This is a genomic window from Lysobacter alkalisoli, from assembly GCF_006547045.1.
Lineage (GTDB): Bacteria > Pseudomonadota > Gammaproteobacteria > Xanthomonadales > Xanthomonadaceae > Marilutibacter > Marilutibacter alkalisoli.
In genome coordinates this window covers 3,481,373-3,497,013 of sequence record NZ_CP041242.1, presented here as the reverse complement: position 1 = coordinate 3,497,013, position 15,641 = coordinate 3,481,373, and the positions used below count along the sequence as shown (strand labels likewise).

General features: G+C 67.4%; 12 protein-coding genes and 1 pseudogene. 11 read left to right on the top strand and 2 right to left on the bottom strand.

The annotated features are described in order from the left end of the window. Positions 1-52: 52 nt before the first annotated feature. Both rho and trxA read right to left on the bottom strand, forming a co-directional pair. Positions 53-1,456: pseudogene (gene rho / locus FKV23_RS15440) on the bottom strand (transcription termination factor Rho); the annotation flags it as partial. 591 nt (positions 1,457-2,047) lie between these two features. Continuing rightward, entirely contained in the window at positions 2,048-2,374 is a 327-nt protein-coding gene (gene trxA, locus FKV23_RS15435) for a thioredoxin TrxA (RefSeq protein ID WP_141624658.1), read from the bottom strand. 237 nt (positions 2,375-2,611) lie between these two features. On the opposite strand from trxA, the gene rhlB reads away from it, so the two are divergent. From rhlB to FKV23_RS15380, 11 genes are all read left to right on the top strand, one after another. Then, the gene (gene rhlB, locus FKV23_RS15430; protein ID WP_141624657.1) at positions 2,612-4,366 is read left to right on the top strand and encodes an ATP-dependent RNA helicase RhlB; all 1,755 of its coding nucleotides are present in this window, start codon (positions 2,612-2,614) and stop codon (positions 4,364-4,366) included. Between the two features lie 134 nt (positions 4,367-4,500). Next, positions 4,501-5,187 carry a cell division ATP-binding protein FtsE gene (gene ftsE / locus FKV23_RS15425; protein WP_141624656.1) on the top strand — a complete coding sequence of 229 codons (687 nt, stop codon included), beginning with the start codon at positions 4,501-4,503 and terminating at the stop codon, positions 5,185-5,187. Next, positions 5,184-6,155 (top strand): permease-like cell division protein FtsX, encoded by a 972-nt coding sequence (ftsX, locus tag FKV23_RS15420; protein ID WP_141624655.1) that lies wholly within the window; start codon positions 5,184-5,186, stop codon positions 6,153-6,155. Before ftsE ends, ftsX begins: the two co-directional genes overlap by 4 nt. Positions 6,156-6,165: 10 nt before the next feature. After that, positions 6,166-7,005, top strand: coding sequence for a response regulator (locus tag FKV23_RS15415; RefSeq protein WP_141624654.1), 840 nt, complete (start codon positions 6,166-6,168; stop codon positions 7,003-7,005). Between the two features lie 354 nt (positions 7,006-7,359). Then, complete coding sequence (locus tag FKV23_RS15410) at positions 7,360-8,340, top strand: helix-turn-helix domain-containing protein (RefSeq protein WP_141624653.1); 981 nt, start codon at positions 7,360-7,362, stop codon at positions 8,338-8,340. Positions 8,341-8,372: 32 nt separating this feature from the next. After that, on the top strand, positions 8,373-9,065 hold the full coding sequence (gene ung / locus FKV23_RS15405) for a uracil-DNA glycosylase (protein ID WP_141624652.1): 693 nt from the start codon (positions 8,373-8,375) through the stop codon (positions 9,063-9,065). Positions 9,066-9,192: 127 nt separating this feature from the next. Then, positions 9,193-10,767, top strand: a complete 1,575-nt coding sequence (locus FKV23_RS15400) for a phospholipase D family protein (RefSeq protein WP_167285308.1) — start codon at positions 9,193-9,195, stop codon at positions 10,765-10,767. Positions 10,768-10,903: 136 nt separating this feature from the next. Continuing rightward, positions 10,904-11,953, top strand: coding sequence for a bifunctional nicotinamide-nucleotide adenylyltransferase/Nudix hydroxylase (locus tag FKV23_RS15395; RefSeq protein WP_141624650.1), 1,050 nt, complete (start codon positions 10,904-10,906; stop codon positions 11,951-11,953). 61 nt (positions 11,954-12,014) lie between these two features. Continuing rightward, positions 12,015-13,478, top strand: coding sequence for a nicotinate phosphoribosyltransferase (locus FKV23_RS15390; protein ID WP_141624649.1), 1,464 nt, complete (start codon positions 12,015-12,017; stop codon positions 13,476-13,478). Between the two features lie 34 nt (positions 13,479-13,512). Beyond that, the gene (locus FKV23_RS15385; RefSeq protein ID WP_407067685.1) at positions 13,513-14,589 is read left to right on the top strand and encodes a radical SAM family protein; all 1,077 of its coding nucleotides are present in this window, start codon (positions 13,513-13,515) and stop codon (positions 14,587-14,589) included. Next, positions 14,582-15,634, top strand: a complete 1,053-nt coding sequence (locus FKV23_RS15380) for a DNA methyltransferase (protein ID WP_244244027.1) — start codon at positions 14,582-14,584, stop codon at positions 15,632-15,634. Before FKV23_RS15385 ends, FKV23_RS15380 begins: the two co-directional genes overlap by 8 nt. The last annotated feature ends 7 nt before the right edge of the window (positions 15,635-15,641 follow it).

Sequence of the window (15,641 nt, the reverse complement as noted above, 5' to 3'; positions counted from 1 at the left end):
AAAACAAAACGCCCCGCGATGCGGGGCGTTTTGTTTGGGTCCGACGCGCGCCTCAGCGCTTCATCGAACTGAAGAACTCGTCGTTGCTCTTGGTGGTCTTCATCTTGTCGAGCAGGAACTCCATCGCGCCGATTTCGTCCATGCCGTGCAGCAGCTTGCGCAGGATCCAGATCTTCTGCAGCAACTCCGGCTCGATCAGCAGGTCCTCGCGGCGGGTGCCGGAGCGGTTGATGTTGATCGCGGGATAGACGCGCTTCTCGGCGATGCGGCGGTCCAGGTGCACCTCGGAGTTGCCGGTGCCCTTGAACTCCTCGTAGATCACCTCGTCCATCTTGCTGCCGGTGTCGATCAGCGCGGTGGCGATGATGGTCAGCGAGCCACCTTCTTCCACGTTGCGGGCGGCGCCGAAGAAGCGCTTCGGCCGGTGCAGGGCGTTGGCGTCGACACCGCCGGTCAGCACCTTGCCCGAGCTCGGCACCACGTTGTTGTAGGCACGGGCGAGGCGGGTGATCGAGTCGAGCAGGATGACCACGTCCTTCTTGTGCTCGACCAGGCGCTTGGCGCGCTCGATCACCATCTCGGCGACCTGCACGTGGCGGCCGGCGGGTTCATCGAAGGTCGAGCTGACGACTTCACCGCGCACGGTGCGCTGCATTTCGGTCACTTCCTCGGGACGCTCGTCGACGAGGAGGACGATCATGTGCACGTCCGGGTGGTTGCTGGTGATGGCGGTGGCGACCTGCTGCATCAGCATGGTCTTGCCGGCCTTGGGCGGGCTGACGATCAGCGCGCGCTGGCCCTTGCCCTGTGGCGCCATCAGGTCGAGGATGCGGCCGGTGATGTCCTCGGTGCTGCCATCGCCGCGCTCGAGGGTGAACTTGCGGCGCGGGAACAGCGGGGTCAGGTTCTCGAACAGGGTCTTGTTCTTCGACGCTTCCAGCGGCTCGCCGTTGATGGTGTCGACCACCGACAGGGCGAAGTAGCGCTCGCCGTCCTTCGGCCAGCGGATGCGGCCGGACAGGTGGTCGCCGGTGCGCAGGTTGAAGCGGCGGATCTGGCTGGGGCTGATGTAGACGTCGTCGGGGCCGGCCAGGTAGCTGGCCTCGGCGCTGCGCAGGAAGCCATAGCCGTCGGGCAGGATTTCCAGCACGCCGTCGGCGGCGACGCCTTCGCCGTGGCGGGTCAGGACCTTGAGCAGGGCGAAGATCACATCCTGCTTGCGGGCGCGGGCGACGCCCTCGTGGATCTGCAACTGCTCGGCGATCTCCAGCAGCTTCGGTGCCGGCATCCGCTTCAGGTCGCCCAGCGAGTACTGCGGGAAGCCTTCGGGCACCTGCGGGTGCGGACGCGGCACGAAATCTTCCTGGCCGCCGTCATCCGGCAGGCCGTCACGGCCGCGGCCGCGGTTGCGATCACGGTCGCGGCGGTTGCGGAAGCGTTCGCGACGGTTGTTGTTGCGGCCATCGCGCTGGAAGGCTTCGCTGCCGCTGCCTGCCTGTGCGCCGGCTGGCGCGCCACCGGCAGCCGCCGGTGCGGCATCGCCGACCGCGGGCGCATCGGTTTTCGCCGCCCTTGTCGGCTCGCCCGCAGGCGCTTCAGGCCTGGGAGTTTCCGGTTTCGGAGCGTCGGGCTTCGGAGCTTCAGGCTTCGGCGCGTCGGCCTTCGGCGACTCGGCCTGGCTGGCCTCGGCCTTGGTCGTGGCGGTGGATTTGCTGGCGGCGGCCTTGGTGGCACGCGGCTTGCGCACGCGCTTTTCGGCGGTTTCGCCGGCGTCGGGGGTGTTATCGGACAAGCGTCATTTCCTCGCTAAGCGGCGAGCGCTCGCAGTGTGCGAGCGGAGCGTCATGGACGTGATGGTCTGGTGTTTTCCAGAAGGGTGCGGCGGCTCGGACGGATGTCCGGGAGCGCCGGGTAGGTTGAAACTAGCACCGCCAAGGCCCGCTGCGCAAGGGTATGGGCGGAGCGGGCCTTGATTCGTTCACCTTTGCCAGGGGGCGCCTGCCCCGACCGCGCTGCGGCCGGGCAGGTTGCGATGATGAACAGGTGCTCAGAGCGCCTTGTCGATCATCTGCGCCAGTTGGGCCTTGCCAACGGCGCCGATCTGGGTGTCGTGGACCTGGCCGTCCTTGAACAGCAGCAACATCGGGATCGAGCGGACGTGGTACTTCATCGCGGTGGCGCGGTTGTGGTCGACGTTGACCTTGGCGATCTTGACCTTGCCATCGTAGGTCTCGGCCAGTTCGTCCAAGGCCGGGGCGATCATCTTGCATGGGCCGCACCATTCGGCCCAGAAGTCGACCAGCACGGGTTCGGACGATTGCAGCACGGCGTTGTCGAAATCGGCATCGCCGACATGCATGATTTTCTCGCTCACGAAGCTCTCCTGTGGTGCGGGGCTGGCCGGAATGGGGGCGCCGCGGGCCATCGGCCCGGCATGGGTTAAACTGGGGCGTTTCACGGCGGCTTCAAGGCCCGCCGACGCTGCGGTCAGGAATCCACTGGCCGACCCCGGCAGTCTGCTGCGACGGCGCCAGCCGCGCAAGCACTGCCCCATGACAAGTCGCGATGACACGATGACAAGACGTGCGCCGCGCGTGGAAACCTGAACCGAATGAGCGACAAACCCCTGACCGATGTCACCTTCGAGTCCTTCGGCCTGCACCCGAGCCTGCTGGCCGGGCTGGAAGGCGCCGGATTCACCCGCTGTACCCCGATCCAGGCCATGACCCTGCCGATCGCCCTGGCCGGCCGCGACGTCGCCGGCCAGGCCCAGACCGGCACCGGCAAGACCCTGGCCTTCCTGGTCGCGGTGATGAACCGCCTGCTGACCCGCCCGGCCCTGGCCGAGCGCAAGCCCGAGGATCCGCGCGCGCTGATCCTGGCGCCGACCCGCGAGCTGGCGATCCAGATCCACAAGGACGCGGTCAAGTTCGGCAGCGACCTGGGGCTCAAGTTCGCCCTGGTCTACGGCGGTGTCGACTACGACAAGCAGCGTTCGATCCTGCAGGAAGGCGCCGACATCATCATCGCCACCCCGGGCCGCCTGATCGACTACGTCAAGCAGCACAAGGTGGTCAGCCTGCACGCCTGCGAGACCTGTGTGCTGGACGAGGCCGACCGCATGTTCGACCTCGGCTTCATCAAGGACATCCGCTTCCTGCTGCGGCGCATGCCGATCCGCACCGAGCGCCAGACCCTGCTGTTCTCGGCCACCCTCAGCCACCGCGTGCTGGAGCTGGCCTACGAGCACATGAACGAGCCGGAAAAGCTGGTGGTCGAGACCGAGACCATCACCGCCGCGCGGGTCCGGCAGCGCATGTACTTCCCGGCCGACGAGGAGAAGATCCCGCTGCTGCTGGGCCTGCTGTCGCGCAGCGAGACGGCGCGCACGATGGTGTTCGTCAACACCAAGGTGTTCGTCGAGCGCGTCGCCCGCGCACTGGAAAAGGCCGGCCACCGCGTCGGCGTGCTGTCCGGCGACGTGCCGCAGAAGAAACGCGAGTCCCTGCTGGGGCGGTTCCAGAAAGGCCAGCTGGATATCCTGGTGGCTACCGACGTCGCCGCCCGTGGCCTGCACATCGACGGCATCAGCCACGTCTACAACTACGACCTGCCGTTCGATGCCGAGGATTACGTGCACCGCATCGGCCGCACCGCGCGCCTGGGCGCCGAGGGCGACGCCGTCAGCTTCGCCTGCGAGCGCTATGCGATGAGCCTGCCGGATATCGAGGCGTACATCGAGCAGAAGATCCCGGTCGAACCGGTGACCCCCGACCTGCTGATCGCGGTGCCGCGTGCGCCGCGCGAGACCCCGGCCGGTGAGGAAAGCGAGAGCGTCAGCGCGATCTTCCGCGAGGCGCGCGAGCAGCGCGCTGCCGACGAGGAGCGCCGTGGCGGTGGCAAGGGCCGCGGACGTGGCGAGCGCGGTGGACGTTCGCACAGCGGCGAGCGCGGTCCACGCCGCGGGAGCGGTGAAGGCCGGCGTGCCGATGGAGAACAGGTCGCTGGAGCGCGCGCCGCTGGAGAGCAGGCTGCTGGAGGGCAGGCCGCACGTCCGCCACGCGGGCCGAAGCCGGCGGCGGGCGACGTGGCGCCGGCGAATGCCGCTGCCGAAGGCGAGGCCCACAAGCCGCGCAAGCGCCGCCGCCGTCGCGGTGGTCGCCGGGTCGAGGGCGCGGATGCCGCTGCCGCCGTGCCGGCCAGCGCGGAGCGCAACAGCAACGGTCCGACCCAGGTGCCGGCCAACAAGGTGCGCCCGGCCAAGCTGTCGACGAAGACCGCCGATGGGGACAAGCCCGGCCTGTTCGCGCGCATCGGCCGTGGCCTGAAGTCGCTGGTCACCCGCGCACCGCGTTCGCAGCATTGAGTGCGGTCCGCCGCCGTTCATCCCGGCTTTCGCCGGGATGACGGGGGTTCTGCATCGCGGTTTGATTGCAGCCCTGCTGGCCGGCAGCGGCAATAGGTCGTAGCCTTCCACCTGAATCCCCCGACCCTCGGCCCATGTCCGTCCTGCGCTTCGACAACGTCAGCAAACGCTACAGCGGCGGCAAGGACGCGCTCAGCGAAGTCAGTTTCGAGGTGGGCGCCGGCGAGATGTTGTTCATCACCGGTCATTCCGGCGCCGGCAAGAGCACCCTGCTCAGGCTGATCCACCTGTCCGAGCGGCCCAGTCGCGGCACCGTGTTGTTCGGCAACCAGAATCTGATGAAGGTGCGCGGCCGCCGCGTCGCCCTGCACCGGCGCGAGGTCGGCGTGGTGTTCCAGGATCATCGTCTGCTGGCCGATCGCAGCGTTGCCGACAACGTCGGCCTGCCGCTGGTGCTGCGCGGCGAACGCCGTGACGGTATCGGCAAGCGGGTGCGCAGTCTGCTCGAGCGGGTGGGGCTTGGTGACCGTGCCAACGCGCTGCCGGCGCAACTGTCGGCAGGTGAGCAGCAGCGCGTTGGCATCGCCCGCGCGATCATCGCCGAACCGCGGCTGCTGGTCGCCGACGAGCCGACCGGCAATCTCGATCCGACCCTGTCGGCCGAGATCATGACCCTGTTCGAGTCGCTGCCCGAACACGGCACCAGCGTGATGATTGCCAGCCATGACCTGGCCCTGGTCAAGCGGATGAAGAAACGCGTGCTGGTGCTCGACCATGGCCGCCTCCTCGATGACATCTCGCCGGAGGATCTGGCCGAATGAACGCGAACCGGGAGCGGGTAGGGGAACGGGGTGCCACGCATCGGGAAAGGGCACGCGTATCCCGTGTCGGTGCCTGGTTCGACCATCATGTCTTCAGCCTGGTCGCGAGCTTCGGCCGGTTGCTGGCACGGCCGTGGGCGGCGTTGCTGACCATCGGCGTGATGGCGGTCGCGCTGGCCCTGCCGCTGGGTTTGTGGGCGGCGCTGGGCAATATCGAACGCTTCACCGGCAACGTGCAGGAAGCGCGCGAGATCAGCGTGTTCCTGAAGCCGGAGGTGACGGTGGCGCGCGCGCGTGAACTGGCCGATGAACTCGCTGGGCGCGGCGATGTTGCCGATGTCGAGTTGCGTACGCCGGAGCAGGGGTTGGAAGCTCTGCGTGTTGCCAGTGGCCTCGATGAGGCCATCGCCGCAGTCGGCGACAACCCGCTGCCGAGCGTGCTGGTTGTCGGTCCGAGAGGCGACGAGCTGCTGTTGGCCGGTTCGCTCAGGACCCTGCCCGAAGCGGACATCGTCCAGCACGACGCGGTCTGGCGACAGCGCCTGGACGGCTGGTTGCGCTTCGGCAGCCGCCTGGCCATGGTGCTGGCGGCCCTGCTCGGCATCGGCGCGCTGCTGGTGGTCGGCAACACCGTGCGCCTGGACATCCAGCAGCGGCGCGAGGAAATCAGCGTGCTGCAGCAGCTCGGTGCGACCGATGGCTTCATCCGCCGTCCGTTCCTCTACCTCGGGGCCTGTTACGGTGTGCTGGCCGGCACATTGGCGCTGGTGGTGCTGACCGCTGCCGAATGGGCGCTGCGACCGGCGCTGGGGGAACTGGCGCGCAGCTACGGCAGCGACTTCATGCTGCAAGGGTTCTCGCTGACGCAAGCGGCGGTGATCGTGGTTGGCGCCGGCGTGCTCGGCTGGCTTGGTGCCGGCCTGGTAGCCGGTCACACCCTGCACCAGACCCGACCGACCGAGACATAACCCGCCTTTGATGAGCACGCATGCAGTGACCCAGGACAGCCATTCTCTCAGGCACCTTGCCGCCGACGCCCCGCGAGTAATGGTGGTCGATGGCTCCAAGCTGGTCCGCAAGCTGATCAGCGACACCCTGCGCCGTGCGCTGGAGCAGGTCGAGGTGGTCGCCTGCGGCAGCATCGAGGAGGCGCGCGAGGCACTGGCCGCGGCGCCAGTCAATCTGGTCACGACATCGCTGGTGTTGCCCGACGGCGACGGCGTCGCGCTTGCCCACAGCGTGCGCGAAGCTGCGGGGCAGGCCTATGTGCCGGTGATCGTCGTTTCGGGCGATGCCCAGTCGCACCTGGAGTCGCGCCAGTTCACCGAGGACGTGACCGACTACTTCGACAAGTCGCTTGGCCATGAGGCGCTGGCTACGTTCATCCGCGGCTACGTGCAGCCCGAGCCGATCCCGGACGCGCGCGTGCTCTACGTCGAGGACAGCAAGGTCGTCGCGCTGGCGACCAAGCGCATGCTCGAACGCCACGGCCTGCGTGTGATGCACTTCATTGGTGTCGAGGAAGCGCTCGAGTACCTCGAAACCCACCGCGGCAACGACGACCCCGGCGCCGACCTGGTGCTGACCGACGTCTACCTCAAGGGCGAACTCAGCGGCATGGACCTGCTGCAGCGCCTGCGCGGCGACTTCGGCTACGGCAAACGCCGTCTGCCGGTGCTGGTGATGACCGGCGACGACAACAAGGACAACCAGAGCAAGCTGCTCAGACAGGGCGCCAACGACCTCGTGCTCAAGCCGATCGAGGAGCGCCTGCTGGTGACCAAGACCCTGTTCCAGCTGCGGGTGGCGCGGCTTTGAACGGCTGAGGTCCGGTACAGGCAATTACCGGCAATCGCTGTTGGGCCGGGCCGGAGGCGGCTTGTTGCAGTCATTCATCCCCAAGCGCTGTACCGTGTCGTTTCTGCAGCCACCTCCGCAGCGTCGCCCAAACCCGTGGCGGTGCCTTGGCCGGGAGCCTGAGCTGGTCGTGTGTCCTGAGGGGTCTGTCGTCTGGTCCCCGAAGAGGTCTGGATATGGCATGGTGGGCCCACGGGATCATGGTCTCGGCTCCTGCTTGTGTCGCGATCAGGTTCCCCTTCTTGCGCCGGGCTCGAAATATCCGTTGTGGACATTCATGCTTCAGATCCTGCCAGCCTTCGCTCGCGCCCACGTGTGGCGATTCTCGCCTACGACGACCTGTGCCTGTTCGAGTTCGGCCTGGCGCTGGAGGTTTTCGGCCCGCTCCAGGCCGTGCACCACAAGCAGTGGTATCTCGCCGGGATCGTTGCTGAATCCAGTCCCGTCCTGACCAAGTACACCCGGGTTCCGGTCATGGCACCCGAAGGGCTGGAGGCGCTGGAGATGGCTGATATCGTGGTCGTCCCCGGATGGCGTGCGCCAGGTGCGACACCCAGTGCCCGATTGCGGAAGTCGATGAGCCGGGCGGCACGTTCGGGCGCCCGGTTCGTGTCCATCTGTACCGGAAGTTTCCTTCTGGGCCACTGCAACCTCCTCGACGGCCGCAAGGCCACCACGCACTGGCGCTATGCGGACGAGTTCCGGTCGCTGTTTCCGTCAACCGTGCTGAGCCCCGACGTGCTGTTCGTGGAAGACGGACCGGTTCTCACTTCTGCCGGCAGCGCGGCCGGCCTTGACGCTTGCCTGCATGTGGTGGGCCGGGATTTCGGTGTCAGTGTTCGAAACCAGGTGGCCCGGACCCTGGTCATGTCTCCGCAACGTAGTGGTGGCCAGAAGCAGTTCTTCCCGCCCGCGTCCAAGACGCTGCCGGAGGGCCCTCTCGCCAGGGTCATGGCCTGGGTCCTGGATCATCTGCACGAGCCCCTTACCGGTGCTAGGCTCGCCCGGGTATCCAACCTCAGTCAGCGATCCCTGTTTCGCCAGTTCGAGCGCACCCTCGGCATTGCGCCGATGGCATGGGTGGCGCAGCAACGTATCGGTCGGGCCAAGGAACTGCTGGAAGCGAGCAGCCTGGGTATCGACCAGATTGCGGATCAATGCGGTTTTGGCCAGGCCAATACGCTACGGCGTCATTTCAGGCAGGCTACAGCGCTGACGCCTACCGAGTATCGGCGCCGTTTCGCGCAGCACGGCCAGTCTTCCCCGGAGGATGACGTTCGTGACATGGCCCGCTAGCCTGTGCCTCCAGCCCAAGCCGAAGCCCACGGATGACCGACTCCGACCACATCAAGCTCGAACCGTCCTGGAAGGCGCGCGTCGGCGACTACCTGCTGCGCGACGACATGCGGGCGCTGTCGGCGTTCCTGCGTGAGCGCAAGGCGACCGGGGCGACGATCTATCCGCCGGGGCCGCAGATCTTTGCAGCGTTCGACGCCACTCCGTTCGATGCGGTCAAGGTGGTCGTGCTCGGACAGGACCCGTACCACGGGCCGGGGCAGGCGCATGGGCTGTGTTTCTCGGTGCAGCCCGGCGTGCCGGTGCCGCCGTCGCTGCTCAACATCTACAAGGAACTGCAAAGCGACGTCGGCTTCAAGCCACCCTCTCATGGTTACCTGCAGCGCTGGGCCGAACAGGGCGTGCTGCTGCTCAACGCGGTGCTCACCGTCGAGGCCGGCCGTGCCGGCAGCCACCAGGGCAAGGGCTGGGAGGGCTTCACCGACCACGTGGTCGATGTGCTCAACCGCGAGCGCGAGGGGCTGGTGTTCCTGCTGTGGGGCAGTTACGCGCAGGCCAAGGGCAAGGTCATCGACCCGCGCCGGCACCGGGTGCTGAAGGCGCCGCATCCGTCGCCGCTGTCGGCGCACCGCGGCTTCCTTGGCTGCCGCCATTTCTCTGCTGCCAACGATTATCTTGCCCGTCGCGGGCAGACGCCGATCGACTGGACGCTGCCCGAGGTCTGATGCGGGCAGCCCTGTCGTCACGGCGCCGACAGGCACGCGACGGTTTGCATTTGTCGGGTTCAAGACGATCATGGGCGCGATTCCGCGACATGGTTTTCGCAGCGGAATCGAGCCGGAGGACGCGGACATGCGATGGAAGATGAAGCTGGCCTTGAGTGGAACGGGCATGCTGTTCGTGTCTGCGCTGCTGTTCGTGCTGCTGGGTTGCTCGACGCTGCCGACACGGCCAGTGGAGCCCGCGGTCGCCGCGCTGCCCGCCGGGCAGGACACCCGGCTCGATGAGGTGGTGCAACCTGCGCTGGATGCCCGTCCCGGGCAGTCCGGCTTCCATCTGGTATCGGACGGCGTCGAAGCCTTCGCCCTGCGCGGCCTGTCCGGTCGTGCGGCCGAGCGCAGCCTCGACGTGCAGTACTACATCTGGAACGACGACTTGACCGGCCGGCTGCTTGCCCTGGAACTGCTCGATGCCGCTGACCGCGGAGTGCGGGTGCGGTTGTTGCTGGACGACATGGACGCGCGGGCCAAGAACTTCGCCATCGCCGCATTGGCCGCACACCCCAACATCAGCGTGCGGCTGTTCAATCCGTTCGCTTCACGCCGGGGCCTCTTCGGCAAGGCGATGGAAGCGGTCACCAGCTTCTCGCGCATCAACCACCGCATGCACAACAAGAGCTGGATCGTCGACAATCGCTTCGCGATCGCCGGTGGTCGCAACATCGGCAACGAGTATTTCGACGCCAGCGACCACGTCAACTTCAACGACCTCGACCTGGCCTTCGTCGGCCCCGCGGTCGAACAGCTCAGCGCGTCCTTCGACCGGTACTGGAATTCAGAACAGGTCTGGCCGATCGAATCGCTGAGCCCGGAATCGGTCAGCACCGGGGCCCTGGACGATCTGCGCAGCCAGCTGAAGGCCTACGAGGCACAAGCACGAGAGACGCCCTACATCAAGGCGATGGAAGGTCACGACGCGATTGCCGCCGCGCGCGCCATGGCGCTGCCGATGCACTGGACCCCGCGCTGGCAGGTGCTCAGCGATGAGCCCGGCAAGGCGACCCACAAGGACTCGCCGATGGAAGCCTCGGCGGTGCTGGTCGGGCTGACCCGGGCGGTGGACGAGGCGGCCAGCGAAGTGGTGTTGATCTCGCCTTACTTCGTGCCCGGAAAGGAGGGGGCCAGGCTGTTGCTGGAACAGGTCGAAGCCGGGCGTGAAGTGCGCATCCTGACCAACTCGCTGGCGGCCAACGACGTGGCCGCCGTGCACGGTGGCTATTCCCGCTATCGCAAGCCGCTGCTGGAAGGCGGGATCGCGCTGTGGGAACTCAAGCCCGAGCGTGTCGCCGACACCGGTGAGGACAGCGGCATCAGCCTGTTCGGCTCCTCAGGCGGCAGCCTGCACAGCAAGGCGGCGGTGATCGATAACCGGGTCGCCTTCGTCGGCTCGTTCAACCTCGATCCGCGCTCGGTATCGCTGAACTGCGAGCAGGGCCTGCTGGTCGACGAGCCGGTCATCGCCGCACAAGTGACTGCGTTGTTCCAGAGGATGACCTCGCCGGCAGCGGCCTGGGAGGTTGGCCTCGAGAATGGCGACCTGCGCTGGGGCGACGGCCGCCGGAGCTTTGAAAAGGAGCCCGGGGCCAGCTTGGGGCGTCGCTTCCAGGCCCGACTCGCGCGTTGGCTGCCGGTGGAGCCGCTGCTCTGAGCGTCGAGTGCAGCGCACGCACGCCATCATCGGAAGCCCCGCAGCAGCAGGCATGTTGACCATACCGAAAATGGGGGTACGATTGATTCGAGCCTTGGGACAGACCCGGGGCGACCACCCACCGTGAGGGAGCCTCATGGAATACGATTATCTGGTCTTCATTGGCCGCTTCGAGCCGTTTCACAACGGCCACGCCGCCGTCGCCCGCCTCGCACTGGGCCGGGCCCGCAAGCTGATCCTTCTGGTCGGCTCTGCCGATACCCCCCGCACCATCCGCAACCCCTGGACCGTCGCCGAGCGCGAGGTCATGGTCCGCGCTGCGCTCGCGGGCGATGACCAGCGCTTGATCGTCCGGCCGTTGCGCGACCACCTCTACAACGAGGCGCTGTGGGTCGCCGCGGTCCAGCGCAGCGTCGCCGAGGCGATCAAGTCCGATGGCGGTGCCGCCGATGCCAAGATTGGCCTGATCGGCCAGGACAAGGACGCCAGCAGCTACTACCTGCAGGAGTTCCCGCAGTGGCCGCTGGTCGACGTGCAGCACACCGCCACGCTGTCGGCGACTGAGCTGCGCCGCTACCTGTTCGAAGCCAACCGGCTCGACAGTCACGGCGGGCTGATGCTGATCCGCGCCAACGTGCCCGGCCCGGTGTTCGACATGCTCGAGGCGTTCCGCAAGAACTCGCCCGCGTTCACCCAGCTGGTCGCCGAGCACCGCTTCATCGACCAGTACCGCGCGGCCTGGGCCGAAGCCCCGTATCCGCCGACCTTCGTCACCACTGACGCGGTGGTCGTGCATTCCGGTCATGTGTTGCTGGTGCGTCGCCGGGCCGAACCGGGCAAGGGCCTGTGGGCGCTGCCGGGCGGCTTCGTCCACCAGGAGGAGTCGATCCTCGCCAGCTGCCTGCGCGAGTTGCGCGAAGAGACCCGGCTCAAGGTCCCGGTGCCGGTGCTGAAAGGCTCGATCAAGGGCCAGCACGTGTTCGACCACCCCGAACGCTCGCAGCGCGGCCGTACCGTCACCCACGCCTTCCACTTCGACTTCCCGGCCGGCGACCTGCCGCCGGTGCGCGGTGGCGACGATGCCGACAAGGCGCGCTGGTTCCCGGTCAGCGAGGCCCTCGAAATGGGTCCGCAGCTGTACGAGGACCATCTGCACATCCTCGAATTCTTCCTCGGCCGGGGCTGACCCCGACCCTCCCGCCGGCGGACAGACCGCTGGCGTCACCCGACGCGAAGGAGCTTCCGTCATGCGCCATCTCGAAAACCTCATCCTCAACACCGACAGCTACAAGGCCAGCCACTGGCTGCAGTACCCGCCCGGCACCGACGCCACGTTCTTCTACGTCGAGTCCCGCGGCGGGGTGTACGACAAGACGCTGTTCTTCGGCCTGCAGGCGATCCTCAAGGAATACCTGTCCAAGCCGGTCACCCATGCCGACGTCGACGAGGCGCGCGATTTCTTCGCCGCCCACGGCGAGCCGTTCAACGAGGCCGGCTGGCGGCGGATCGTCGACGTGCACGGCGGCCTGCTGCCGCTGCGGATCCGTGCCGTGCCCGAAGGCAGCGTGGTGCGCACCCACCAGGCCCTGGTCACGATCGAATCCACCGACCCGGAGGCGTTCTGGCTGCCCAGCTACATCGAAACCCTGCTGCTGCGGCTGTGGTACCCGGTGACGGTCGCGACGATCAGCTGGCACGTGAAGCAGACGATCCGCGCCTTTCTCGAACGCACCAGCGACGATGCCGAAGGGCAGCTGCCGTTCAAGCTGCACGACTTCGGCGCCCGCGGCGTGTCCAGCCTCGAATCGGCCGGGCTCGGCGGGGCGGCGCACCTGGTCAACTTCATGGGCACCGACACCGTCGCCGGCGTGCTGACCACTCGCGCCTACTACCACGAGCCGATGGCCGGGTTCTCGATCCCGGCCGCCGAGCACAGCACGATCACCAGTTGGGGCCGCGAGCGCGAGGTCGAGGCCTACGCCAACATGCTCAAGCAGTTCGCCAAGCCGGGCAGCCTGGTCGCGGTGGTGTCCGACAGCTACGACATCTACACGGCTATCAAGGAGCACTGGGGCCAGGCCCTGCGCCAGCAGGTGATCGACTCCGGCGCCACCGTGGTGATCCGCCCCGACTCCGGCGATCCGGTCGAGGTCGTGCATCAGTGCCTGGAACTGCTCGACGAGGCTTTTGGCAGCACCGTCAATGGCAAGGGCTACAAGGTGCTCGAGCACCTGCGGCTGATCCAGGGCGACGGTGTCGACCCGGACAGCATCCGCGCGATCCTGGAGCGGATCACCGAGGCCGGCTACGCCACCGACAACATCGCCTTCGGCATGGGCGGTGGTCTGCTGCAGAAGCTCAACCGCGACACCCAGAAGTTCGCGCTCAAGTGCTCGGCGGCACGTGTCGACGGCCAGTGGATCGACGTCTACAAGGACCCGGTCACCGACAGCGGCAAGACCTCCAAGCGCGGCCGGCTGGCACTGTTGCGGCATGTCGAATACGGCAGCGTGAAGACCGTACCGGTGCCCGATGACGTCGCCGACGTCGAGGACATGGCGCTTCCCCTGGGCTGGGAGCATGCGATGGAAACGGTGTGGGAGAACGGCGAGTTCGTCCGCGACTGGACCTTCTCCGAGATCCGCGCACGCTCCGGGCAGGCGCGCATCGAGAACAAGGCAGGATGCCATGAAGCCGCATTTGCCGATTGAGCCTCTGGCGGCTGCCGACCCGGGCAGCCTGCCGCTGGCGGGACGCTCGCCATTGTTCGAACGCCTTCGCGCGCAAACGCCGATGCTGGTACGGCGTGCGCCTCCGCGCATGGATGCGCAGCGCTGGCATCACGCCATCGTGGGCGGACGTGGCCATCGTTTTGCCCAGCCGCTCACGTTCACCCCGTACGCAGCGGCCCGGCCCTGTTCGGCGCGCTGCCGGTTCTGCTCGGAAACGCTGCGGCCGATGCATGGCGGAACCATGGCCGCACGGCTGCGACCGGCAGCGGATTACTTCGCCACCCTGGAGCAGGCGCTGGCCGCGGTGCGGGGCATCCCGATGTCGTGGTCGCTGTCGGGGCTGGAGGCCAGCGACAATGAAGCCTGGCTGCTGCAATTGCTGGAAACGCTGTCGGCCGAGGAACGCCGCGGGGCCGCCATCAACGAGCGCGTCCTGTACAGCAACGGTGCCGGACTGGCGCGGGCACGTGGTGACGAGCTCATCGACGCGCTGCGACGTTTCGGATTGTCGTGGATCGAATTATCACGCCATCACCCCGACCCGGCGCGCAACCAGGCCATCATGCGGTTTCGTCCCGATGAGCCGATCGCCGATGTGGCCGGCTTCGCTGGTACTGCGCGCAGGGTGAGCGAGGCGCTGCCGCTTAGGCTTGTCTGCATCGTGCAACGCGGCGGCGTGGAGGATGCCGATGGGGTGATGGAATACCTGCGCTGGGCCGAAGGGCTGGGGGCGACCGCGGTGATATTCCGCGAGTTCTCCCGGCTGGACGAGGTTTACCGGGACACGGTCACCCGACGCTACATCGAGGGCGGCCGGGTGACGGTGGAGCGCGTGCTCGAAGCGTGCATGGCTGCTGCCTGGTGGCCGTCGCTGGTGCCGGTGCGTATGACCGAGGGCTACTACTTCTGGAACCTGGTGCTGCGCGCGCCGTCGGGCATGGAGGTCGTGTTCGAAACCTCCGACTACGGCGCCATGCACGATCGCCACCAGACCGGCGATGTCTACAAGCTCGTGTTCCATGCCAACGGCAACCTGTGCACGGGTTGGGAGCCGGATCACGGCATCATCTGGAGGGCTGCCCGTGGATGACGCCAGCTGGTTCGCACCGTCACCCGATCGTTCCGATTGGGAACTGCCCCGCGACATCCGCGACCGTGATGTCTTCGGCGGGAGCGATTGCGGCTGGGTGGAGCAGATGCGGCCTTTCATCCGTCATTTCTCGCAGCCGCGGCAGACCGTGCTCGATCCGTTCTGCGGTTTCGCGACGACATTGCTGGCCGCCGGCATCGAGGGGCGGCGCGGCATCGGCTTCGAGATCGATCCGCAGCGGGCGGCGCTGGCTCGCGAACGGCTGCAGCGGCACGGCGTGGATGCCGATATCCGTACCGGGCCGCTTTCGCATGAAGCGACCGAAGTTCGGGCCGACCTGTGCCTGACCAGCGTGCCGTACTTCGGCTGCAGCTGGAACGGAGAGGCCGTGCAGGGACAGCTCTATCTCGAGCGAGACTACGCGGGCTTCCTGTCCGGCCTGCGTGCGGTGTTCCACGCCGTGCGCCGTTCGCTGGCGGACGACGGTTTCTGCATCGCCATGGCCGAGAACATCGTGGTCGGCGGTCGCCGTTTTCAGCTGGCCTGGGACGTGGCGCGCATCCTCGACAGCCTGTACGTCGCCCACGAGGAGCGCGTGCTCTGCTACCCGCGGTCCGTATCGCCGCTGCCGCATGCAGCCACCTCGACCAACCGCAGCCACGAGTACGCGCTGGTCTACCAGAAGCGGCGCGAGACGATCGATCTGCAGGCGACGCTGGAGATCCTGCGCGCGATCGAGGGCGCGGGGTTCGACTTCCGCCTCCATGGCAGCTTCGCGGCCTGGCTCGAAGCCGGCATGCCAGCGCACGGACGCCGGCCCGCCGATGCCGACCTGCTGCTGCCGCCCCGGCAGGACCGGCTCGACGCGCTGCTGCGCTGGCTGGTCGCACGCGGTTTCGAACTGAACCTGTGGGGCGAACCGGTCAAACCGCCGGTGGATCTGCCCACGTGGCAGGCCCACCACTATGTGCGGGCCGACCGGCGCGGGCGCGACGGTTCGCTGGTGCGGCTGGACCTGGGGTGTGCATCGGTGGATGCGTTCTGACGATGCC

What these genes read in the sequence shown, in the direction of transcription:
- rhlB (WP_141624657.1), top strand. Translation starts at nt 2,612, where the DNA reads ATGAGCGACAAACCCCTGACCGATGTCACCTTCGAGTCCTTCGGCCTG.
- FKV23_RS15395 (WP_141624650.1), top strand. Translation starts at nt 10,904, where the DNA reads ATGGAATACGATTATCTGGTCTTCATTGGCCGCTTCGAGCCGTTTCAC.
- FKV23_RS15400 (WP_167285308.1), top strand. Translation starts at nt 9,193, where the DNA reads ATGCGATGGAAGATGAAGCTGGCCTTGAGTGGAACGGGCATGCTGTTC.
- ung (WP_141624652.1), top strand. Translation starts at nt 8,373, where the DNA reads ATGACCGACTCCGACCACATCAAGCTCGAACCGTCCTGGAAGGCGCGC.
- FKV23_RS15415 (WP_141624654.1), top strand. Translation starts at nt 6,166, where the DNA reads ATGAGCACGCATGCAGTGACCCAGGACAGCCATTCTCTCAGGCACCTT.
- ftsX (WP_141624655.1), top strand. Translation starts at nt 5,184, where the DNA reads ATGAACGCGAACCGGGAGCGGGTAGGGGAACGGGGTGCCACGCATCGG.
- ftsE (WP_141624656.1), top strand. Translation starts at nt 4,501, where the DNA reads ATGTCCGTCCTGCGCTTCGACAACGTCAGCAAACGCTACAGCGGCGGC.
- FKV23_RS15390 (WP_141624649.1), top strand. Translation starts at nt 12,015, where the DNA reads ATGCGCCATCTCGAAAACCTCATCCTCAACACCGACAGCTACAAGGCC.